16 protein-coding genes are annotated in these 23,642 nt (G+C 31.9%); 8 read left to right on the forward strand and 8 right to left on the reverse strand.

The features are described from left to right. Positions 1-297 precede the first annotated feature (297 nt). From mnmE to M2373_RS00030, 6 genes are all read left to right on the forward strand, one after another. Positions 298-1,683, forward strand: a complete 1,386-nt coding sequence (mnmE, locus tag M2373_RS00005) for a tRNA uridine-5-carboxymethylaminomethyl(34) synthesis GTPase MnmE (protein ID WP_259106203.1) — start codon at positions 298-300, stop codon at positions 1,681-1,683. 267 nt (positions 1,684-1,950) lie between these two features. Beyond that, positions 1,951-2,502, forward strand: coding sequence for a helix-turn-helix domain-containing protein (locus tag M2373_RS00010; protein WP_259106205.1), 552 nt, complete (start codon positions 1,951-1,953; stop codon positions 2,500-2,502). Beyond that, on the forward strand, positions 2,495-3,721 hold the full coding sequence (locus M2373_RS00015; protein ID WP_259106207.1) for a site-specific integrase: 1,227 nt from the start codon (positions 2,495-2,497) through the stop codon (positions 3,719-3,721). The genes M2373_RS00010 and M2373_RS00015 overlap by 8 nt, the downstream gene beginning before the upstream one ends. Further along, positions 3,718-4,791 (forward strand): hypothetical protein, encoded by a 1,074-nt coding sequence (locus M2373_RS00020; RefSeq protein WP_259106209.1) that lies wholly within the window; start codon positions 3,718-3,720, stop codon positions 4,789-4,791. The genes M2373_RS00015 and M2373_RS00020 overlap by 4 nt, the downstream gene beginning before the upstream one ends. Before the next feature lie 255 nt (positions 4,792-5,046). Beyond that, a complete protein-coding gene (locus M2373_RS00025) occupies positions 5,047-5,355 on the forward strand; it encodes a helix-turn-helix domain-containing protein (protein WP_259106211.1) in 309 nt (102 codons plus the stop codon). Positions 5,356-5,374: 19 nt separating this feature from the next. After that, entirely contained in the window at positions 5,375-6,904 is a 1,530-nt protein-coding gene (locus M2373_RS00030; protein WP_259106214.1) for a hypothetical protein, read from the forward strand. 209 nt (positions 6,905-7,113) lie between these two features. Here the strand turns inward: M2373_RS00030 and M2373_RS00035 are convergent, their stop codons facing one another. The 7 genes from M2373_RS00035 to M2373_RS00065 all read right to left on the reverse strand — a co-directional run bounded on the left by M2373_RS00035 (position 7,114) and on the right by M2373_RS00065 (position 18,733). Next, positions 7,114-7,713 (reverse strand): hypothetical protein, encoded by a 600-nt coding sequence (locus M2373_RS00035; protein WP_259106216.1) that lies wholly within the window; start codon positions 7,711-7,713, stop codon positions 7,114-7,116. Further along, a complete protein-coding gene (locus M2373_RS00040; RefSeq protein ID WP_259106219.1) occupies positions 7,713-11,237 on the reverse strand; it encodes an RHS repeat-associated core domain-containing protein in 3,525 nt (1,174 codons plus the stop codon). Before M2373_RS00040 ends, M2373_RS00035 begins: the two co-directional genes overlap by 1 nt. Before the next feature lie 6 nt (positions 11,238-11,243). Further along, positions 11,244-14,339, reverse strand: a complete 3,096-nt coding sequence (locus tag M2373_RS00045) for a hypothetical protein (RefSeq protein WP_259106220.1) — start codon at positions 14,337-14,339, stop codon at positions 11,244-11,246. A 9-nt stretch (positions 14,340-14,348) separates the two neighbouring features. Beyond that, entirely contained in the window at positions 14,349-15,881 is a 1,533-nt protein-coding gene (locus M2373_RS00050; protein ID WP_259106221.1) for a T9SS type A sorting domain-containing protein, read from the reverse strand. A 396-nt stretch (positions 15,882-16,277) separates the two neighbouring features. Beyond that, on the reverse strand, positions 16,278-16,598 hold the full coding sequence (locus tag M2373_RS00055; RefSeq protein WP_259106222.1) for a hypothetical protein: 321 nt from the start codon (positions 16,596-16,598) through the stop codon (positions 16,278-16,280). Positions 16,599-16,612: 14 nt separating this feature from the next. Further along, positions 16,613-17,176 (reverse strand): hypothetical protein, encoded by a 564-nt coding sequence (locus M2373_RS00060; RefSeq protein ID WP_259106223.1) that lies wholly within the window; start codon positions 17,174-17,176, stop codon positions 16,613-16,615. A gap of 297 nt (positions 17,177-17,473) precedes the next feature. Continuing rightward, complete coding sequence (locus tag M2373_RS00065) at positions 17,474-18,733, reverse strand: ImmA/IrrE family metallo-endopeptidase (protein ID WP_259106224.1); 1,260 nt, start codon at positions 18,731-18,733, stop codon at positions 17,474-17,476. 406 nt (positions 18,734-19,139) lie between these two features. Between M2373_RS00065 and M2373_RS00070 the strand changes: the two genes are divergently transcribed. Together M2373_RS00070 and M2373_RS00075 are read left to right on the forward strand one after the other, a co-directional pair. After that, positions 19,140-19,682: an antirestriction protein ArdA gene (locus tag M2373_RS00070; RefSeq protein WP_259106225.1), complete on the forward strand. Its 543-nt coding sequence runs from the start codon at positions 19,140-19,142 to the stop codon at positions 19,680-19,682. Positions 19,683-19,740: 58 nt separating this feature from the next. Continuing rightward, the gene (locus M2373_RS00075; RefSeq protein ID WP_259106226.1) at positions 19,741-20,337 is read left to right on the forward strand and encodes a recombinase family protein; all 597 of its coding nucleotides are present in this window, start codon (positions 19,741-19,743) and stop codon (positions 20,335-20,337) included. Positions 20,338-20,425: 88 nt separating this feature from the next. On the opposite strand, the gene M2373_RS00080 is transcribed toward M2373_RS00075, so the two are convergent. Then, positions 20,426-23,593: a COR domain-containing protein gene (locus tag M2373_RS00080; protein ID WP_259106227.1), complete on the reverse strand. Its 3,168-nt coding sequence runs from the start codon at positions 23,591-23,593 to the stop codon at positions 20,426-20,428. Positions 23,594-23,642 lie beyond the last annotated feature (49 nt).

Here is a 23,642-nt window from a genome sequence, read left to right on the forward strand (position 1 = left end):
ATTATCTTTTTTTTTTTTTTTATAATTTTTTTTTATAAAAACATAAAATATTACCCCCCCACTTCATTTTTTTTTTTTTTTTTTTTTTACCGGCGCCCCCCCCCCCCCCCCCCCCCCCCCACACTTCTCAAATAGCGAGTGCGGAGAGCGGGAAATAGCTCCAGATAAATAATTTAGTCATTGTTGTCCGATATGGTGAAATAAATTTTCGAAAAAATAAATCGAAATAAAAGGATAAAATCGGGACAATAGATAAACCATATGGTTCTTTGTGATTAAAAACCGTAAATTTGCGGCATGAATAACGATACCATTTGCGCACTGGCTACGGCCAATGGAGTAGGAGCTTTAGGCATAATCAGAGTTTCGGGGAACGATGCTTTATCGGTCGTTCAAAAATCTTTTCCGGCAAAAAGTCTTGTAAAACAAAAGTCTCATACGATTCATTATGGGTATTTTGTGGATGGTGAAGAGGCGATAGATGAGGTGATGGTTTCTATATTTTTAGCCCCAAAAAGTTTTACAACTGAAAACTCTGTGGAAATTGCTTTTCACGGCTCGCCGCATATTGGAAAACGTATTCTGGAAACCTTAATTAAAAACGGGGCGAGAATGGCAAAAGCCGGAGAATTTACGCTTCGTGCTTTCATTAATGGGAGAATCGATCTTTCTCAGGCTGAAGCGATTGCTGACGTTATTGCATCGGAAAATGAGGCTTCTAGAAAAGTGGCTATTAATCAGTTGAAAGGGGGAATTACCAATGAAATTTCTTTTCTGAGAACAGATTTGCTGAATTTCGTTTCTTTGATTGAGCTTGAGCTTGATTTTGCAGAAGAAGATGTAGAATTTGCGGACAGAAGTGCTTTGAATCAGTTGCTTGATAAAATTGAATTAAAATTAAATTCCCTGATCGAAAGCTTCCAGTATGGAAATGCTATTAAAAACGGAACTGCCGTCGCGATTATCGGAAAGCCTAATGCCGGAAAATCGACCCTTCTGAATGCATTACTGAAGGAAGAAAGAGCCATTGTAAGCAATATTGCTGGGACAACAAGAGATACGATTGAAGAAGTTTTACATATCAAAGGACATGCTTTCCGTCTGATTGATACGGCAGGATTGCGTGAAACAGTGGATGAAATTGAAGCAATCGGTGTGAAAAAGGCAAAAGAAAAAGTAGAGAATGCCAATATTCTTGTTTATCTGGCAGACGCTGCGACAGCAGATTTTTCTGAAGATATTGAAATGATACAGTCTTTGCTGAGAGATGATTTGAAATTAATTATCTGTGCTACGAAAATTGACGAAGTTTCTCCTGCTGCTTATGAAAAGGTAGAAGATATCTTTAGAAGTGCTATCTCTCAGGAGTTTGATTTTATAAAAATTTCGGCAGTCGAAAATCAGAATATTCAGGATCTTAAAAACGAACTGTCCTCTTATGTAGAACAGTTGAAATCAGCAGAAAATAATGTAGTCATCACCAACCAACGTCACTTCGAGGCTCTTGGAAAATCCTTAGATGCAGTAAATAAAGTGAAGGAAGCCATTTCTTTCCAAATTTCAACAGAGCTGCTGGCTTATGAGTTGAGAAATGCTTTGGAGCATCTTGGTGAAATTTCAGGTGAGGTGACCAATGATGAGGTGCTTGGGAATATTTTCTCTAAGTTTTGTATAGGAAAGTAGACGGCGTTTTAGATTGTATATAGATTGCAATTAAAATAATACGAAAAACCCTTTAAATGTAATGTTTAAAGGGTTTTTCATTTGCATTCTATTTTGTTTCAAAATTTAATATTGCAACATATATACATTCTATTTGTTTCTATTTCGTTTCTATGAATTTGATTTGGAATAAAATTTGTAATTTTATCGTTAAAAAATGTTACATTTTGAAACAGTGGGAAACATGGGGAAACAATATGAAACATTTTTGGGGAGAATTTAGACGTTATGGAAGTCAATAAAATTTGTCAATTCTGCGGAAATAGGTTTGTAGCTAAAAAGACTACAACAAAATGCTGTTCCGATGACTGTGCTAAGAAATTCTACAAAAAGAGAAAGCGTGATGAAAAGATTCAAGCAAGTGATAAGGATTTAGAAGTACAAATTAAAGGTTATGATATTGAAGAAATCCAAAAGAAAGATTACTTATCAATCAAAGAAGTTATGCTTTTGCTTAATATTAGTAGAACATCAATTTATCGAATGTTAAAAGATGGCAGATTAAGCAAATTAGAAGGCTTTAAAGCGGTTAGAATTAGAAAGGTTGACTTAGATATACTTTTTAGGCAAAAAGTCGAAAATAATGAAGAAAAACAATATAATTTACCATATTTCTGCGATGATAATTATTACACGATTAATGAGGTCTTAGACGCATTTAAAGTTAGTTCAGGTTCATTTTATCATTTATGCAAAAAACATAATATTCCGAAAATTCCCAAAGGTAAAAATGTGTATGTTCCCAAAAACTTAGTAAATACAATTTTCAATAATGAGTAAAAAAGTAACAGTGCTAAAAAAACTTGTAAAAGGAAATAAGAGCAATCTTTCACTAAATTTTTATCCTCCTGTTTTCAATCGAAAAACTGGAAAAAAGACTCGCTATGAAAAAACGAGCTACTTTGTTTATAATGAATTTCAAAGTGAGACTGTGTATTATACAGATGCAAATGGGAAGAAGCAGTCAAAAATTGAAATTTTAATAGATAAAAAAGGTAATCCTAAGAAATTAACTTTGACTCCTGCTCAAAAACAACATAACAGAGAAACTAATGAAATGGTTGAATTGTATAGAGCTAAAAGATTTAAAGAAGTCATCAATCCAGACATTTACACCGAAGCAGAGTTGAAAGCTTTGGAGTTAGCAGAAAATAGAAGTAAAATCTTTACAGAGTATTTTAAGGAAAAAGCCCAGAATGCAACCAGTTCCGAAGGAGCGTGGAGTGGTTGTTACGGACACTTTGTTAAGTTTTATGGAAATGTTCTATTTCAAGATATTAACAAAACTTTAATTGAAGATTTTAAATCAAAATTACTTAATGCTTATCAGTTAAGAAGTACAACACATAAAATTAGTAGAAATTCAGCAGCAAGTTATTTTATCAGGTTTATACAAGTTTTAGAAATAGCTTATGAAGAAAATTATATTTCTCAAAGTTTTAAAGCACGTATAGAGTGGATTGAAGAGGAAGAAGTGATGAAAAACTTCTTAACTTTAGATGAATGCAAAAAATTGTTTACTACTGATTTTTCTGATGAAGTCTTAAAGAAATATTGCATTTTCGCCCTTTTAACAGGCTTGAGATATAGTGATATTAATAATTTACAATGGTGTGATGTGGTTGAAAGAGAAGGGATTAATTATATATATTTCAGGATGAAGAAAACCTCAGCTTTTCAGTATCACCCTATCTCGAAAGAAGCTGTAAAGCTAATGGGAGATAGAAAATTTAGAACAGATTTTGTTTTTGATAGAATTGCCTATCATTCGCTCAATGATAATTTTAGGAAATGGTTATCAAAAGCTGAAATTGAAAAGAAAGTTACTTTTCACAATTTTAGAACGTCTTATGCTGTTGCACAATTAGAAGCAGGAGCAGATATTTATCTAATTTCTAAAATGTTAGGTCACAAGAATGTAAGTACTACAGAGATTTACGCAAAAATTGTTGACAGTCGTAAAGCAAGTACGGTTAATAATATAGTTTTAGGAATATGATAGATTTTTTACCTGTTTTAGATAATGATTTTGATTTCTCTCCGCTATTTCAACACTTTGAAGAAGGGAACAAAGATGAAGTGGAATTTGGCGTATATCCATTTTCAAAGTTACGTTATTTCTTTTGGGATAAAGAAAGTTTACGTCCAAAAGGTTTAAATATTGATGAGACTAAAATAGAGAACTTTGATATGTTTAAAAATATCTTCATTAGAGGTGATTACTTTTATCTTATAGCATATCATTACTTTATCAATGTTAAAGAATATGAATTTGAGTATAAAGTTGAAGGTAAGATGAGAATTGAAGGTGAAGGTGGAGAGCTTAAAATGGTTTCTTTTTTTGAACCTTTATATAATGCTTTATTAAAAGAAAAGACAAAATCGCAAACTTTGCTTCGGCATGAGTATATCCTGTCAAAGAATAAGTTTAACTATATTAACAAACTTACTGAACTTTTGTTGAGTGATTATAATGATTTAGATGACGCAATTCGCAAGGAAAAAAATGTATTTTCCAAATATGGAATTGCTGTTAAAGAGATCTATTTAGATATTTTTCGTGATTTCTATTCTAATTTTGTTGATTATTTATCTAAAGATAATTTTAATACTTTAAAAAAAATTGTTTATCCATCTAAAAAAGAAATTCAATCTTTTCAAATAGAAAATAGACCTAATTTTAAAAAAGGATTAACTGATGAAGCGAGAAGAGTTGTGATAAATTCAATTAAAAATAGCTTGATAGGTAATGGGTTTATTTCGAATGTAACAACTTATGAACAGGTAGATGATTTGTTCAATAATCGAAGAAGAGAACGAGATAAAATTATTTGGCTTAAAGCACCTTCACTACTAAGAAGTTTTTATAAAGTTTTGAATGATAAAAATATTATTAGTTCAACAAATAATACACATTGGAAGATTTTATCCGATTTTTTCATTTATAAAGATAATGCTGAAGTAAATTCTGATAAGCTAAAAGATTTAAAATATTCTACTAACCAATTAGATATTTTGAACATAGAAAGTTGCTTCAGGATTTTTGATGAAATAGTAAGCATAAAATAGCAAACTCCTACTTTGTATTTTTTATAAAAAAATTATATTTTATTAATAACATCAGATGTTACAAATGAATTGATATTTTATTGACAGCTATAAATAACTGATTGTTAATCGTTTAAAGCTCCTATTGTAAAGTAGGAGTTTTTTTGTTTTTGGCACAGTTGCTAAATTCTTGATGGGTGTTGTGTTATGAAATTAAAACATAACACGACAAAATCCAGTCATAACGGAAATTTCGATTCAATACTCGAAAAATTGGTGCAGACAGAAGTAGATAATCGCTTCACTGCTTACGCAACAGAATTAGAAAAATTAAGTGAAATAGCTCTTTCAAAAGCTGTTTTAACAGTAAAAGATGTTGCAGAACTTCTTGATATGAACGAGCGAGTAATAGTTCAAAAGATTAATACAGGATTAATCCCTGCTTACAAATGTAAGATTACCAATAAGTTTCTTGTTTTGAAGCGTGAATTAATAAAAGAAATTACTTCAGGAACACACTATAAGTCAATTTCAATGGTGGAAGCTGAGGTAAATAAAAATTTTGAAACCAAACAATTTGTATAATTTAAAAATCTCTAAGATCATGTCAAAAAAACTATTATCTAAAAATCAAACAGCAAAAAAGCTAACTAGAAGTGAGAAACAAAGTATTACGATCGCTAATCTAGCATTAATTCCTTCTGTAATTAAAAATTATATAGATGCGCTTCTAAAAGCTTATAATCCTACTTTTACCTACAAATTAAAAGTTGAATTTTTCTATTATATCATTACAACGATAATAAAACGCCAAAATACTTATGAAAATAAAGCGCTTGAAAATATTCCCGTTGCACTTAATGCAACGATTTTAAGAGGTATAAAATCAGATTATAATGAGTATATAGATTGGCTTATTGGGCAAGAAGTTATTTTCAAGGCCGAAAATTACGAGCCTGGCTGCTCTTCAAATAAATATTGCTTTACCGATTTTATATTGCAGTCCCTAAAGGAAGATTCAACCTCTGAAACAGTTGAGTTGAAAGCTCTAGAATCTAGTACAATAACAGTGGCGAGATCAATTCAGGAATCTGAAGTTTATGAAGAAAACAAACATCTTTTAAAGTGGTTTAATGATGGTTTGGAGATTGATTTTGAAGGGGCTAAAACATATATTAAAGATTTATCCTATTATGAAGGGGAGATTGTGAATTTAACGCATAAAAAAGTTCATTGGAATCATCAAATGTCAACTCTAAATCACAAGGCTTTTTATGCTACCCGAAATGAGGAAAGTGATTTTCGTTTACATACAGTTTTAACAAACTTGAAGAAAATATTTAAACCTTTTGTAACATATGAAGGTCAAGAACTCGTAGGATATGATCTAAAAAATTCGCAACCGTTTTTCTTGATATTTTTAATAGATTCTATTATAATTAACAATGATAGAATAAGTAATATATTAAGTAGAATATATACTCATAAAGTTAATAATACCTTTATGTTGCAGAATCTTCGTGAACGCCTTTCTACAGAGGGTTTTCAGAAAGAGTATGAGGTTTTTAAAATATGGGTTCTTAATGGGGAAATTTATGAAAGTATGGAAACCGTAATTAAACATGAGAAACGCTTAGGTTCTTATTTTGCTAATAAATATAATGCTAGAAAGAAAGTGACAGAGATAAAAAAAGTGGATAATGTTAGGGCTTTGATGAAAGGAGTTATTTTCACATTATTCTTTAGTGGTATTAACACTAGAAACTCAAATTACAAAACTTTTAAAGAAGCTTTTCCAAATTTAATTGGGTTGATAGAGGTTTTCAAGATGGAAGATAATGCTCATTTTTCTAAACTCTTACAAAATATTGAATCAGCATGTATAATTGATTTTGTATCGAAGAAAATTGCCAAAGAGCACCCAGAAATGCCTTTGTTTTCAATTCATGACTCTTTGTCTACAACAGAAAAATATGCTCATATTTTGAAGGATTTGATGCCTAAATACATCTTTGAGTATACAGGATTAATACCTAAAATAGAGGAGGAAAAATGGAAGAAGCATGGTTATCAAGTTGATTATAAAAAGAAAGTTAAATTACATCCTGAATGGTATGCTTATAATGGTTTTTGAAATTGTTTTTATCACATTTTAAGCCAATGTGAAATATTAGATGTTTATTTACCACACTAATGAAACTTAAAACAAAGAATTATCATATATTATTAAAAAAAGTAGCTACTTATAAAATTAACGAGAGTAGAATAACCTACTCTCGTTTTCTATTAATTTAAATGTGACTCTTGATTTTAACGATTGAATGCTCGAAAATTATCTGATTACTAAATCTGATACATGATCTTAATTTCGGATAATTTTTTATGAAGCTCTTCTTTAGACATAATTTTTTTGAAACTATCGTCATTCTTAAATTTTAATTGTATTTTTTTTATTTGTTCAATATTTATCCCATATGAGTTCTCTTCGAATTCCATGTAATCAAATTCATTCATATATAGGCTTGCTATAATATTAGGAAAATACCTAATACAGTCTTTTTTGAATTTTAATTTTACATTTTCATTATAAAATATTTCATCCATTAAATCAATCTCTAAATATTTGTGTGTAAACTCTATCAAAGCATAGAAAGAAAAAGAATTAGTGAAATTTTCAATCAAAATAATAATATCATTATAAATTATATTTTCCCATAACTCTGGTAAGCATGCTAATAATTGAACAGTGTAAGTTTCATTTACCATTTCTAAATTATAAAAAAGAAATTCTAAATGATTCACTGATAGTATTTTTTCTAAATAATTATTATCTAGTATATAAAATTTATCCATAGGATAGTATCTTATCTTTTCTGTTTTCCTATCATTAAATAAAGAATCTGATAACTCTTTTACATGTGATGTGATATTAATTTTGTTCATTATTCTTCAAATATTGTTAATTTTGCCTTACTTGTATCTACTCCTGTATTAGATAATATTGAAGGGAAATTTTTCGTTTCTGTTGCAGAAGGAGCATAATGTCCTGAAACATTGTTTATTTCTATGACTTGACCATTGTGCAATCTTAGACTTCCCGCAGCTTGTACGTTTTCAGCTTGCCCTGACATATAATAATGGCCATCACCAGCTTTTAATTCTCCTGACTCAGTAACAATAAAATCAAAATTTCCATTCACTTTACCACCTACCGAAATATTACCATCTTTTATAGTTACTCCTAAACTTTCACCTGCTTGTGGTGCTGTACTTTTTGCAGATATTAAATTACTTGCCTCTTCAATTGCATTAACTGCTTTTGTTGCTCTTCCATACCCACCCCACATATTATATCCACCGCCGCCAAAATCTAGCATCTCTTCTCGTTTACTATTCCCAATTAATCGAAAAATTCTATCTGTTTTTGTTTCTCCTTCATTATAAAAAGGGCTAGCTTGCCATTGGCGATAAGAGTTCAAGCCACCATATTTGTCTGCATTAGTTTTTGGACTGTACTGATTTGTAAAAGCACTTTTAACTTCATTCCAAACTCTACTAAAAAAACTATTTGTGTTTCTTCTTACATTAATGACAATTTCCTGTATCTCAATAGTTTTTCCATCTGTTCCATCTCCTGGGCCTCCTGCAGGAGCCCTTCCATCTGGATCAATAAATCTAATTGGATTATCAAAAGCATAGTTATATGGACTGTATCTTCTCATTTCAGTTGCAAGTGGATCTATAACACCCCATCTTCCAATGTCTGCCATGTAAAATCTCGCCCCATAATCATACATTCCTGATTCCTGTAGTTCTTTCCCGTTGTACTTGTAGTTTTGATATCCGCCTAACAGCCCTTTATTGCCACCGACATGATTCAATCCAAACGGGTAATAATCATTGGTATCTGTAATTTCAAGAGCTCCTGCGCTGTTTTTTGCAAAACTAACCCTGGCATTTCCTAGATGATCTCTGTACTGGTAAATATAGCGATTTTCTGCAAAACTGTAAAATCCTTCCGAAGTAGGTACAAAATCGAGCTTCCACTGTGGATTTACAGGATTAGGATCCAAAGGTATTTCACTAAATGCTCTTTGCTCAAATGCAACACTTGTTCTGCACCAATCACACGGAGCTGTTGTGTCAGTATAATTATACTGGAAACCATTTAAATAATCAGTGATTTTACTGGTAAGGGGTTGTCCTTTTCCACCACCACTTGTATAAATTTTACGAAGCTTTGTTCCATCAGCCTGATACAAATAACTTAATCCAAAATTTACAGATGTTCCGAAGGGATCTTTTTGGGTGATGGAATAGGAGTCAGGCAGGCTTAAATGGTTATAGGCAATACTCTGAATTCCTTTATCTTTCATATTGACCATGTTTCCGTTAAGGTCATAGTCTATTGTATTTCCGCCCCCTTCATATCCTGATGGGTTCATTGAAGCATCGGTCACTGAGCTCAGTCTGTTTCCTGAATAATTGTATGTCAGGATATCAATTCCTTCATACCCACCCGATGGGTTTTTAGCATTTCTCCATAAACTGGTGATATTCCCGTTAGTATCATAGGCAGCTTCTTCGTTATAAAAATTATTATAAGGTACTGAGCTCATCGGTTCACGGTAATGAGCCAAAGTCATTCTGTTTAACCCGTCATAATTATAGTCATACCTTTTCAGGATATCATCATTTGAATTTTTCCAGTCAACTTCCAGAATATTACCGTTATACCTGCCTGCTGTAATCGAAGTATTAGTAGGGGTTTGATATTTTATTTCATACCCGAACAATTTGCCATTCAAATTTGCAGGATCATTGATCTTTGTCATCCAGCCCCGAATATTGTAAGCATAATCTATGGTTTGAAGTGGTGTTGCGATATCAATTCCTCCGACTTTTTTCTTTTCAAGCTGAGACAGCTCATTGTATTTGTTTTGAGCTAAGATCTCCTCAGGATTGCTGTCTACCTTATGTTTGTGAACCAATAATCTGTTTTGATTATCGTACTCAAAATTTTCTGTAATTATTCTGTCTGTATCTGTATCTAACCTTTTATGCGTTGTAATTGTTTGCTGAACAGTGCCAGAAAAATCCAGTTTGGAATCAACTTTTGTACGTCCTCCTAAGTGATTGATAGCATAAGATCCAATTACTCTTCCTTTCTGATCATAATAGCTGTAGTTTTTAGTCCAGTTATCATCTTCGATGTTTTTAACTAAACTCATGACAGGAAGACTTTTCGTACTTTTTCCATCCACAGAAGGATTTTCCGTCAGAGTGGGTTCTCCCAGAATATTGGCAGGGAAAGTAGGATTGAAACTGTATTGAGGGTAGGTGTCATAATAATTCACCGTCAATGCTGTATCAAAATACGGGAAGCTGTCATTGGAATAATAGATCTGCATTCCGTTTTTTGTGAATCCTGTGACATTTCTATTTTCTGTAAGAATAAGATTATTACCGATTGCTGTCTGCATATCGTTTCTGTCTGTTCCCGAAACAAGCCCTGTGATGATCGGTCTTCCCAATTGGTCATATTTGGTAAAAAGCCATTTGCTTTGCGCTCTTAAATTAGCATCCTGAGTAAAGATCAAACGATCTGCTTTGTCATATACCATATGCTCCCAGCCTTTGCCAGGAATTTTCTTTTCAACGAGTCTACCTCTTCCGTCATATCGGTATTCATAAGCAAGAGCCTGTTGATCACTCAAATCCCATGTCTGTTTCTTAGATAGTAAAGGGGGAATGACCCATGCCAGCTGATTATACTCATTGTATACATAATAAGTATCAACATTTTCTGTGCCGTTGATTTTTCTCACTAATACAACCTGTCCCTGACCGTTTTTAAACTCAATAGTTTTGTTTCCGTCTTCATCGGTTACGGTGTTTTTGTATAGTTGATTGGCTCCGTAATTCCCTCCATAATTAATGGTAGATTTAGTTGCATTGTTTTCCCATGTTGTCGTGGTGGTATACTTAATAACCTCACCTGCAATATTAGCATCATAATCAAACTTTATAGGTTTACTACTCCAGTCTGTTCCCACCTGAATCTGTTGCTGAATTCTATCCAACGGGGAGTTTTCCAGTACTTTTTCTGCATAGATCTTTTCAGTTCCATACGATGCAGAAGCATTGGCGAGTGGAGTTGGGAAAATAGCTCCGTTTAATGTTTGAGATTGTGGAATGGGAAGGAAGTCTTTGGTCTGTCTTCCGAATGCATCATATTCGATATGGCTTACTACATCTTTTCCTAAGGGTGATGCTTTGACATTCACCACCTGTTTCGCTCGCCCTAAACCATCGAAATACTGGACCACCTCCGAGGTTTTAGTTGCCGTAGATCCGTTGTAATCTAAATACGTTTTACTATAAACATAGTTTTCTGTCGTAGAAAGCTGACCATACATTATATTGGATAGAAGTATTGCGCCTATTGGGATTAATATTTTTTTCATCGGGTCTTAGTTTTTGTAGTTGTATTTGAATTCTTTTAAAAGTTTTCCTGCCTGATCATTTTCCCTTATCTCCATTAATCGATTGGCTGTATCATACAGATAAACCTCACGGATTCCTGATGGTGGAGTAATACTTCGCACTCCAATCAAAGGATCGAAAGTATAGGTTGTTATCTGATAATTTGATAAACTGTTTCTGAATGTTTTTAAGGCATCTAAAAAGGTTGTCTCATCGTTGTTTCTTCCCGCCAAAGCATCCGTATCGGACGCAGTAATAATTGCAGAGGCTAAACTTTGTACCTGAGCATAGGTTGCTCCTTCGATCTTGGCAATTGGCTGAGTCTGATTGTATCCCCAAATAATAGCTACAGGAACATCATCTTTTGTGGTATATTGTTGTAAGTTACCTTTACTGTCATAAAGATCATAAATAACTTCTGTAGATGGAACTCCATTTTGTAAATCGAAAATTAGTCCTGAACTAGGATAAATATTAACAGGATTATCATATTTAGTTTCTGTTTTTGATATTAATTTTCCAGCATCATTCATATCTTGTTTTTCTAAAACTGAAGTTTCTAGTGGTGTATCTACAATATTAGCATTGATTAATTTTTGATTTCCTTTTTCGTGAGCATATTGATATGAAGTCTCAGTAATTTTACCATCAGAAGCTGTATTTTTGACTTTTGATAGATTTACTTTATTAACAGCTTCGTAAGAATATTCTGTTTTTGAAGAGATCAAATTATTATTGATTATGTCACTGGAAATAGTTTTGCTTGGTGAGAATGACCCTCCAAATAATTTAAAAAAATATTTAGACAATACTCTATCTGTTGAATAAGTGACAAAATTATTGGGCATCACCTCAGATACATCAATAAAATCAGTTGTAGAAGATTTAAGCTTTGTGAAGTTCTGATCATAAACCTCTTGCTTGTATAATTTGCCTCTCTTATAATTATTGGAACGATAAGGTAAATTTATATTTCCCATATTACTAGGTTCATAAGAAATATTACCGTCGGAAGTATTAGAAATATTATTATAAACCTCTTTAAATTCAGAGGAGTCAGGATATATATTATAATCAGTAAAATAATATTTTGTGTATCCCTTATTATCTTCAATTTCTGTCACTTCCGAATATTGAACAGGAAAAGAATTCATAGCAGTTTCCAAAATATTGTCCGAATACAATTTTAAAGATTCTCTATTAATAGTTATACTTCCGTTGGGGTGCTCTATTGTTCTTAAGTAATCTATATTTCTATAATAATTAGACATAATACCACTTGATGTTGTATTTGTACCAGTCGGTGAATAATTATTAATATATTTATATTCTTTTACCCCAATTTGTAATCCGTCATTCGAATAATTGATAATCTTATTTAAACGTCCACCACCTACAGAGCCTGATGCTTGTATCAAAACATTTTTAAACTGTGAGGCAGGATTTCTGTCAACTTTTTTGCTATACTGATGTGGTTCATAGATAAATTCACTCTTCCCTTTAGTAGGATAAGTAATTGTTTTTAGTAGACCGACTGAGCATACTGACGGATTAGGCTCTCTAGTATTATCTGTTATAGTATAATCACCAGTCGTATTATTTAATACAAAATCAGGTATCATTTTATACATAGGTCTGTTATTAAAATATCCCCAATAATCAAGCTTTCCATCATTTTCATAAGGTAAATCATCCACATTATAATAATCAAAACTATATTGCTGAAAATACTCTGCTGAAACTGGTGTTTTTTTGAACATTTTAAGATTGTTTAAAAAGAAATAGTCTTTATGTCTGTAATAGTCAAGAGCTACTTCTTTAACAATATGAGTTCCTGTGAGATCATAAAATGTAATATTTTTGAGCTTCCAAGATGGTATAGCCTGTGTTAGAGCATACTTTTCATATCTTTGATAATCAAAATTCATAATCGTCTTCCCATCTAATAAAACGGAACTTGGAAAACTCTTTTTAGTCCCCGAACGTCCTTCTACAGGACCACTCGCTGATGAAGTGGTGTTTCCCCAATGTACAGCTCCATCATATACTAAATTCCCCATTATGAAATTGAAATTATCCAAATTAATGTACTGTTTATAAATTATGTTGTGATCCAACATTAATTGAAATGGTTCTTTTATATTAAGAACATCCGCAACATTTACACAAAAATTTCTGTCAATAGTATTGATTGCATCTGCTCGGTATTTAATTTCTAAGGTTTTAGAATTAGGATACTCTATTTTATAAAGGTTCCATGCAGTAATGGTAAATCTACTCTTCTTGTCATCAGAATTTGTTTGAAGGCTATAGGAAATATCCAGATTTTCATAATTCCCACCGAAAGAATATTTTATCCCTTTTTCATCTGTAATAATTATAGTGGTAAGTTTCGTTAAACATTTTGAGCCGTTAGCTAACAGCGAATGAAGCGGTTGTCTGGACGAAAGCCCCGAAATGTCAATTTTTAGGTTTTTATTATCAGAAATAATGATTGGTTTCAGATCATTTCCAATAAAGAAATAACCACTTTTACCCATAAAATTAAAACTGAACTTATCAGGTTCAATTTCATAGTTATAAGTTCCGCATTTAATACCTATTCCTCCGTTTCCACTTGGAAGGTGATTGTAGTTTTGGTTATAAATATCATTATTAGTTTTATTACAAACTCTCATTCCTTCTAGATAGCCATATAAAGTATTTGACGAGGGACTATTTTCAGGATAAAAATCATCTGTAACTCCTCTTACCTCCCGACTTATAGTGCCTCCTATATCCAAAGTCCAATCCAACCCCGTATAATTAGATTTTTTTGCGGGTACGAATCCTGTTCCATAATATCTTAATCCTATATTGTATCCTTCCCTATTATAAATGTCTCCATAGCTAAAAAGATTAATGTCATAGGAAACACTTCCTGTATTCAGACTGACAGGAATATTTCCAAACTTTTCGATACTGTAAGTTTGAGGTGACTTTATTATAGGTATTATCTCTTCTGTTGCTGCTTGTCCCATATAAAAAGACATTCCCAGTATGAAAAAAAATAGTGATGTTATTTTATGATATTGTTTCTTCATTGTTTTAATTTATTTCTTAATCAATTTAGCATTAGCAGTTTTATTCGCATCTGTTTTAATAGTTACCAGATAAGCCCCCTGAATGAGTGGCTGAGTATTAATTTTGGTCACCTTATTGTTGGTTTTCAGGCTTTGTAACTGGCGTCCAGACATATCGTAGAGCAGAATCTCAGCTTCTTTGAAATTATGTCCGATTTCCACATATGCATAATCAGATACAGGATTGGGATAAATTTTGATGTCCTGTTTTTCAATCAGCCGATCAATCTGGCTATCTCCAAGCTTTACAATCTTCCAGTTTTCTTTTCCTAATTCCTCAGTACTTGTTCCAGCAAGGATAATCGATCCGTCTTTACTTAATGTAATGTCAGATAATCTTTCTTCTTTTTTAAAAGACTTCCCTTTAACATGTTTTCGCCACTTTTCATTTCCACTTTCGTCCAAATAAAGCATCCAGAATTTTTCATCATCAGCTTCAATTCTTCCCTCAGCTTGTGTGTATCCTCCTAACAGGATTCCTTTTGAAGTTTTATCATCTGAAGAATGTAAAACGCTCATTCCCATCAAAACGTCTCTGTTTTTGAAATTGTAGGATTTCTGCCAAAGTTCATCTCCTTTTTCATTCAAAGAAATTAACCAAAGATCAGTACCTTCTTCAATACCAACTGTCTTGTTGCCAGATCGCTCAGAACGACTTTCGCCACCTATTAAAAATCCTGTAGATGTCAAAGCCAATGTTTTTAAATGATCATCTCCTTTTCCTCCGAAGTTCTTTTCCCATTCTACTTTTCCGTCTTTTGAGAGTTTAATGATCCAATAATCACCTTCGCCATAGTTTTCTGTTTTCTTAGAACCTCCGACACTGCTTCTTGAGTACATCCCTAATAAAACACCTCCATCATGGGTTGGAATCATTTTTTCTACTTCATCTAAACCTTTGCCGCCTAAAATTAATTGGGATAATTCTTTTCCGTTTTTATCAAGTCTGACGATTAAAGCATCTTTCGACCCGTAACCTTTTGCTGAATTCTGAACATTTCCAGCTACAAAGAATCCTAAATCTGTAGTTTGAATCACGGCTCTTGCTTCTTCATCAAAAGTTCCGCCAATGGTTTTCTGCCACAGTTCATCTCCAAATTCGTTCAGACGGATCAGCCAAATGTCGGAACCCCCTTTAGAATCCTCTTTTTTATCCAGAGATTTTGAAGAATAGGAAGTTGAAGAGATCAAAAATCCACCATCCTGAGTGGCTACAGTTCCTGCTAAAAAGTCATGGTTATTTCCAGCGAAATACTTTTCCCAGACCTCCTGACCTTGCTGATCCAATTTGACCAAATGCAGGTCATATCCGTTATTCTGCGCCTGAAGCTTACTGCTTTGAATACTGCTGCCTGAAATTAAGTACTGTCTGTCAATGGTTGTGCTAATCTGATTTAAAAAATCCTGAGTACTGGATTTAATATCTTTTTGCCAGATAACCTCTTGAGCAGACACATTAACTGCCGTGCATAAAAGTAATGCACCCATGTAGAGTTTTCTCATACCTTAGTTTATTTTAATTAAAAAACTTTGCAAAAATATCTTTTTTAGATTATTTTGAAAAGACTTACTACAGAGATTTCATGCAAGTTTTGTCATGTTATATTTTTTCTAAATTATCTTGTAGCAAAGATATTACTGCAAAGCGACAAAATGTGTCGTATAATATTTATAGATGCAAATATTTATACGTAGGTTGGGAAAGTATTTAAACTTCTTCTTTTTTGAAATGATTTTTCATTTTGTTTGTTGTAATTCTTAATCCAAGCATAAAGTAATAAGCAATTCCTGTGTACAAAACAAGGAACGCGAACAGCATCAAGAAAAATAGAATCTCATCCCAAATGCTAAATTCCCTGTATTCCAATGGCGGTATGCAACTTCTTTGAAATTGCAATATCATTTCGCATTATTAAAAGGATTTTTCCCCTCGCGCATAAACACGGTTCCCATTTTTTGATACTGGATTGGCTGTCCTTTTACACAAGCTGTATAAATCCCACTTCCAAAACCATTTTGCGCTCGAATGATAACTACCTCTTTTTCTTCAACTCCGTTATCAATTGCTACGAATTTTTTGAGACGGTTATTTTTGATTGGTTCTTTAAAATCCTTTGGTAAGTCACATTCTTTGGCGGCTGGTGATTCTTTTGGTTTTTCTTCCTGTGCGAAATAAAAAGTTGGTAATGCAAACAGTAAAGTGAAAATTAATTTTTTCATAATGTATAATTGTTTTAAAAGTTAATTTGTAATATCAATAGACTAATAATTCCCATTATTAGTAATAGAACTCCCATACAACCACTTTGTGAGGTGGTGTTTGTATAGGTAGATGATGATTTGATTGTATTTTTTTCAGAATTGTATTTATTGATAACTCCTTGCGGAGTTAAACCACTCATAAATAATGGCTTATTGCCTATCTTTTCTTCAAATACTTCGCAACATTCTTTTGCGTAAATATAAATTGTCGGGGTGAACATGAGACGTGCTATTGCTCCGTCAAGGGGATATTTGTCTTCTCTCCAAAATGCAATATCGCCCTTTGCCCCAATCATTTTGTAGGCATTTATCAAGTGTGGATTGGGTTTTAAATCTCCGAACATGAGATTTTTATGAAAGTCTTGATTAAGAAGATGTTTGGTTTTGCTTACAAATTCCCAGTATTTCATGTTTGTTTTTTTTTCGCCCCATTCAGTTTGGTTATAGCTGATTTCGGCTTCCATGAAAAGAGTAGTAGCAATCTCTTGCAAGTTCTTTTGTTTTTCTAATTCTATGATTTTGTGTAGATACCCCATTTTATAATGTATTATAAACGACAAAGCGTGGAACTGAAGTCAATCTGTTACTGAGGTACTAGGATACCCGACAACCAGAAAGACTACGCCCACGCCCGTATGGAGCATGAGCGTAAATCAATCGGATTTGGTTGTCTTGAAGATTCCTAGTTTTCAGTAACCAATGCGATAGCTTTACGCTTATTATTCGTTGATGTTATTCTAAAATAGCTTGATAGCTTTTTAGATAAATTTTTCTATATCAATAATTAAACCGTTTTTAGTTATTTATCGTTTGCAAAAATGAGAATTTTATTTTTAATCATAAAAGTTTTTATTCATAAATTCATTTGCCCTTCTAATAGATTCTTGTCTTATCCTTTCTTGCTCATTTGCATAATTATGTTTAACATCTTTAGGTGTTATTATAATTCCTAATGATTTTAGTCTGTATTCAACACTTTGTTTACTCGTCCCAAAATGATCGGATAAATGATCTATATAGATGTGAAAGTCTTTTCTATTCTGTTCTTGATGGTCAATATAGATTGAACCTTGATTTCTACTAACTCCCATTTTTCTTTGAACTTCTATTAATCTTGCAAGTATTGAAGTATGAGGCATTAAAATTGAAGATGCAAAACAGTTAGCTTGCCATTCAATCCAGTTTCTATCATTTTTCAATTCATATTGTTGAGAAAATATATTATGAACCGAATCTTTAAAGTTATTATAAATGATTTGGTTCATTTTCAAATTTCTATGCAAAACAAAATGTCCAATTTCGTGTGCTAGGGTAAAAGGAAAGCGTTCTGTTCCAATTATAGAATAATCAATAAGAATTTTATTGTTTTCTGAGTCAAAATAGCCTAACAATGAAGTATTGTCATTATTTAATAGATTAACATATTCTATTTTTAATTGATACTTATTTTCTAAAAAAATTGTCAGTCGTTGTAAATCTAATTTATGTGCGCCTGTTAAAATAGTATTATCAAAATCATTTAAAAAAGTGTTTGCGATATTCTGTATCTGTTTTGCAGAGAGTTGTTTTAATCCGTCTATCTTTTTTGGTAGTAGTGCGTTTTCGATTGTTTTTCTAATCTTTTCATCAAGTTCAATGTCTTTTTCATCTTGATTTTTTAGCTTATCTGTTCTATGGAAAATAATACTATAGTCGTTATCATTTACCTCAATTAACATCATTCCATAAGATTTTAATGTTTCAACAGCACTGCTTTGAAGTCTATTATTGCAAATAAAAATACCTTTTTTGGTAACATCATTTATTTGATTCATATACTCTCCAAATACTGCTATATCGTCGACTGGAATGCTGTTTGAGTAATTTTTACACTCAATTAAGTACAAAAGTGTTGGGTTTTTAGCATTAGGTGGAGTAACCTCAATAGATAAATCGAAAATAATTTCTTTTTTCCTCCTAAAAGAATAGTAACCTTTTTTTCGATAAATTTTACAATACTTCGGTATTAAGCCTAAATCATCATTATTTAGTGCTTGTTCAATAATATGATAGGATTTCTCCTCAAATTCATCTCCGAGCTTTACGGTATTCATGCAATATGGTTTCTTACAAATGTAAAAACATAAATTTTCACTTCAAAATTGAATTACTAACATTATATGTCTTGAAAGAGTACCCATATTAGTCTTAGGGGGAGGGGGTAAGGCGAGTTTTTGATAGTACCCCCACCTTTGGAAATTAGGTCAAAAGTTTTCGAGAGGTCTAAAAACCTGAACTCTTTTTCTGAACATTTTTAGACTGTAACTCAAAGTTAGTACAGGTTTGAGAGAATTTTGTACAGGTTTAAAATATTTCTTCTGTTTCATTCAAAAGTACCCTAAAATTCACACATTTGGCACAGTTTTCGACTACTATAAACCAACAAAAAACCCCATCAATACTACTAATATTGAATGGGGAAGTGTGAAAATTCTAACGTGTAATTAAAACTTATCTACAATGACAAAGTTACAAAATTGTTTGGAGGACTTCCAAATCTATGTCGGTACTTATGGCAAGTACAATTCAGGGAGTATTTATGGCTCATGGCTGAAACTATCAGATTATTCATGTTATGACGAGCTATTAGAAGCTATGCAGGAACTACACCAAGACGAAGAGGAACCTGAATTTATGTTTCAGGACTATGAATGTTCGGAGTTCTTTATCAAACAAAAGCTAATCAGCGAATGTCATCTTTCAGCAAACATTTATGAGATAGCCGAACAAATCGACAGTTCAGATTATGATTTCGAAGTTATAGAAGCCTATGCAGAGTGCATGAGTTATTATCATAAGGACGTAAGCGACCTATTAGACAGTCTTTCGGATTCTTATTATGGCGAGTACGGTTCAGACGAGGATTTTGCGCAGTGTACTTTAGAGCAGGACGGCTCAATTCCTGAAAATTTGCCTTCTTATATTTACATTGATTGGGAAGCGACCGCCAGACAGTTGATGTACGACTATATGAGTTCTAACGGGTATTATTTCAGAAACTAATTACAACAATAATCTGTGCACCTTGCTTAAATGTAGGGTGCTTTATAACAATTTAAAGATGAAAGCAAGATATATAAGAGTTTCCACAGGGGCACAGAATACCGCAAGACAGGAAGAGAGACAAGCTCAGGGAGAAAAAGTCTTTATTGATATTGTTAGCGGTTCTACACCTTTTAAGGATAGAGAACAGGGAAAAGAACTGATAAAGACTATTGAGAATGACGAAATTAATTACGTGTCTGTAAGTTCTATTGACAGGCTCGGAAGAAATCTTTATGATATTCTTACTACTTTGGAATTTTTCAAAGAAAAAGGCGTTATCCTTAAAGTAGATAATCTCGGGATAGAAAGCCTGATTAAGGGTAAAGAGAATCAAGCATTCAAACTTATTATTTCCGTTATTGCTAACATAGCCGAAATGGAGCGAGAAACAATTTTAGAACGTCAACGAGAGGGAATTGCACTTGCCAAAGCTCGTGGAACTTATAAAGGGCGTGAAAAAGGTTCTACGGAAAGCATTGAAGATTTCCTTTTCAAGTACAAAGAGGTAATTAAAAACCTAAAGAAAGGAAATTCTATCAGAGATACGGCTAAAATTTGTAATATTAGTATTGGAACTGTTCAGAAGGTTAAAAATAAAATTTACCCAAAATAATAATTGCTGTTTATAATAAAACTACAAAAAAATTCTTCACAATCAAAAAATGGTGAAGAATTTGTATTTCTGACTTAAAAAATTATTTTTAGTAGTTGATTTCATCAATTAAATGGTCGATTTGCCTTCTGAATTTTAAATGTAAATCGGAATTACTATCAAAGGTTGTATGAAAATGCCCTAGTTCACTTAACTTTTCCTTGAATTCTAAAAGAGTTTTAATCGAATTGTCAATATTTGCAGAACTTATTGATGCGTCTTTGAAATATGTCCATATACGAGGCTTCCCTGTAGAAGAGAATTTTTGATAAGCCGTATCAAATTCTTCTTCTGTAAATTTTCCGACTTTTGAGAAAAATAGACATACTGCGATATCACAATCTCCTAAAGCTTTATTATAATCATCTTGTTTCCTAGTTGTAGAAATATCATCTAAGAAGTTTTCCCAATTAACAAGATTTAAATATAATCCACGTTTAATTAATTGGTCGTTTTCTTCTCGTAAGAAATTACTGAATGCATCCCGCTCATTTTTTAGCTCATTAGACGATGCTAAAAATATTTTGATTGTTTTCTTAAGTTTAATTTCCTTTTTATCACTAAGATTAGAGGTTTTTTTCAAAGGTGATATACCGATATTATATAATAATGTTTCAACTGAAAATCTTTGATCACTAATATTACAGTACACTCTGGCTTCTGTATTTTCCTTTAGCTTATCTAATAACATGTCGTACGAGAAAATTGTTGGATCATTTTTATTTATACATTTCTCACACGGGCACGGAATAACTATTTTAGGTATTACACCTTTATACCCGTCCGTGATATCTTTAATTGCATTCATGATTATCGACATTAACCCTCGACTATCATCTCCCTGGGTCGTAATTACAATTTTACGTTTAAAAAAATCTTCAAATATCTGGCCTGTTGCATTGGAAGCATGCAGGTTAACTGCATTATTCCAAATTTCATTATCATTTACAAAACGGCTAAGCTCAGCACTAATCTGGTTAACAAGACCTTTAGGCATAAAGTCATAAAGATATTCGACTTTGAGAGTGCTGTCTATGTCTGACCAAATATTGTGTGGCTCTATTGATTCTAATCTAGTAGGCATTATATAATCTCTCTTGTTACTTTTTTTAGGAAAAGCAATTTTAAAAACCTCCAACATATTTTTTAAAATGCCATGTTTATCATCATATATTTTGGCTTTCCATACTTTGTCGAAGTCTTCTGATAAAATAATACCATTATTGATATTTTTTTTAAAATCAATAATCTTATATACAGCATCTACCGCCCATTTAGGATTTAGAATAACCCAACTTTCTAATTGTGACTCATTCTGATACCATAATACGACTCCAATTGAATGAAAGAAAGATATGCAATCTTCAATATCTTCCTTTGTTTTAAAACTATCTGAATTACTTTGAATAATTTTTGTTTTTAAGTCAATATAAGAAATACAATTTTGAGATTTGATTTTGTTAAGTAGATCTCGAACTGAAATCCATGACTTAGGGACATTTTTTTTATAGTGTGGTAGATTAGTAATCTGTGCAATAATGGACTTTTTAATTTGTGCTAATCCCTTGTTACCTTTTGGTAAATTTAATTCATGATAATATTTACTATGGTCTTTAATTATATTAAAATTTTCATTTCCAATATAATCACCAATATCATTCCAGTTTGCAATATGTCCATCGTGACAAGTTTGACCAATAATTATTGGACTCCTACCTCCAAACTGATAAATTGTTGGAATCCAATAATCAAAATGATGAGTATTTTGACGAGAGGAAGCCAACAAAACAAATACTGAGTTTTCTGTTAAAAAAAATCTATGCACTGGATAATAAACATCTTGCCCACCGAAATCCCATATATGAGCCACATGTTTTTTGTTTTTTAGCTTTTTGAATTCCCAATCTTCTATGGAAATACCTCTAGTTCTGTTTTTCTCCTGTGGAAACTCTGCTTTTGAATTAATCAATCTTCTCATTAAAGAAGTCTTGCCCGCACTTCCTTCACCTACAAATGTTAATTTTGCTTCATATATTATTCCTTCACCTTCAGCATCTATTTTCTTAAAAAATCGTAGTATTGCCGAATTACCATGTCTAATTGTCTGATATGAAGGGTATTCAAGAGGATTTTCTTCAATAAAGATACCCCTATAATTGTCGTCTCCTTTATTTACAGGTAATCCATTCTCTATTAATGTAATTAAAGGTCTGATATCTTTAATATTATTATTATTTAACCCTAATTGAATTAATTTTGATAGTGGAATGAGGGGGGTTAAATCAGTGATGAAATTATCGTCAATATGCAGTTTAGTTAGACCTTGTAAATCTGTGAGATTTGTTAAATCATCTAATTTATTATGAGCTAAATGTAATTCAGTAATTAGAGGTGAAAAGATGTCTGTAGGTATATTATAAATGTTGTTCGAATTCGCTATTAATATTTTGAGTGAATTTAAGCCCTTAACAACACTTAAATCACTTATGTTGCATTTAGTTATATTAAGTTCAACTAGATTGCTTATTTTATTAATATTCTCAGTATCAGTGATAAGGTTATAACTTACATCTAATCTACGTAGATTGTCTATATTACATAATGGCTGTATGAGTGATACCTTATTAGAGCTTAAATAGAGTGTTCTTATACTTTTCAACTTCGATAAAGTACTGATTTCTGATATGTCGTTATCATCTAAATCTAAATAATTTAAATTCGTTAAAGACGAAAGAAATGAGATATTTGAAATTTTATTATCCCATAAGGTTAATTCTTCTAATTTTGTTAGGCTTTTTATTGGACTTATATCAACTATTTCGTTTCCCCTAAAATTTAGAGATTTTAGAGATTTTAGATTTTTACATTGTGAAATGTCTTTTAATCCACATCTCTTAATACTTAAATTTTGTAAATTTTTATATTCACCTAAAAAATCTAGGTTAGAAATTTTCGATTCAGTTATATGTAATTCTTCTAAGTTTTTTAATTTTTTTAATATTTGAATGTTTTCAGCACAATTTATTATTGAAATCAATTTTAAAAAGGGATAATCTTTAAGAAATGAAATATCAGGAAGGTTTGTTATTATGCCAATAATGTCATTTTCTTCAATTATTATTTTGTTCTCACTTATGTGCTCATTAAATAAGTCATATTTTAAAATGCCGAATTCTACACCAGTAATATTTTTAATTTGGTTGATAGTTACTTCCATTTATTAGTTTTTTGTTATAGCGCAATAATAGAAAATAAATCTTGTAGTA

The sequence above is a fragment of the Chryseobacterium sp. JUb7 genome (assembly GCF_024806495.1).
Lineage (GTDB): Bacteria > Bacteroidota > Bacteroidia > Flavobacteriales > Weeksellaceae > Chryseobacterium.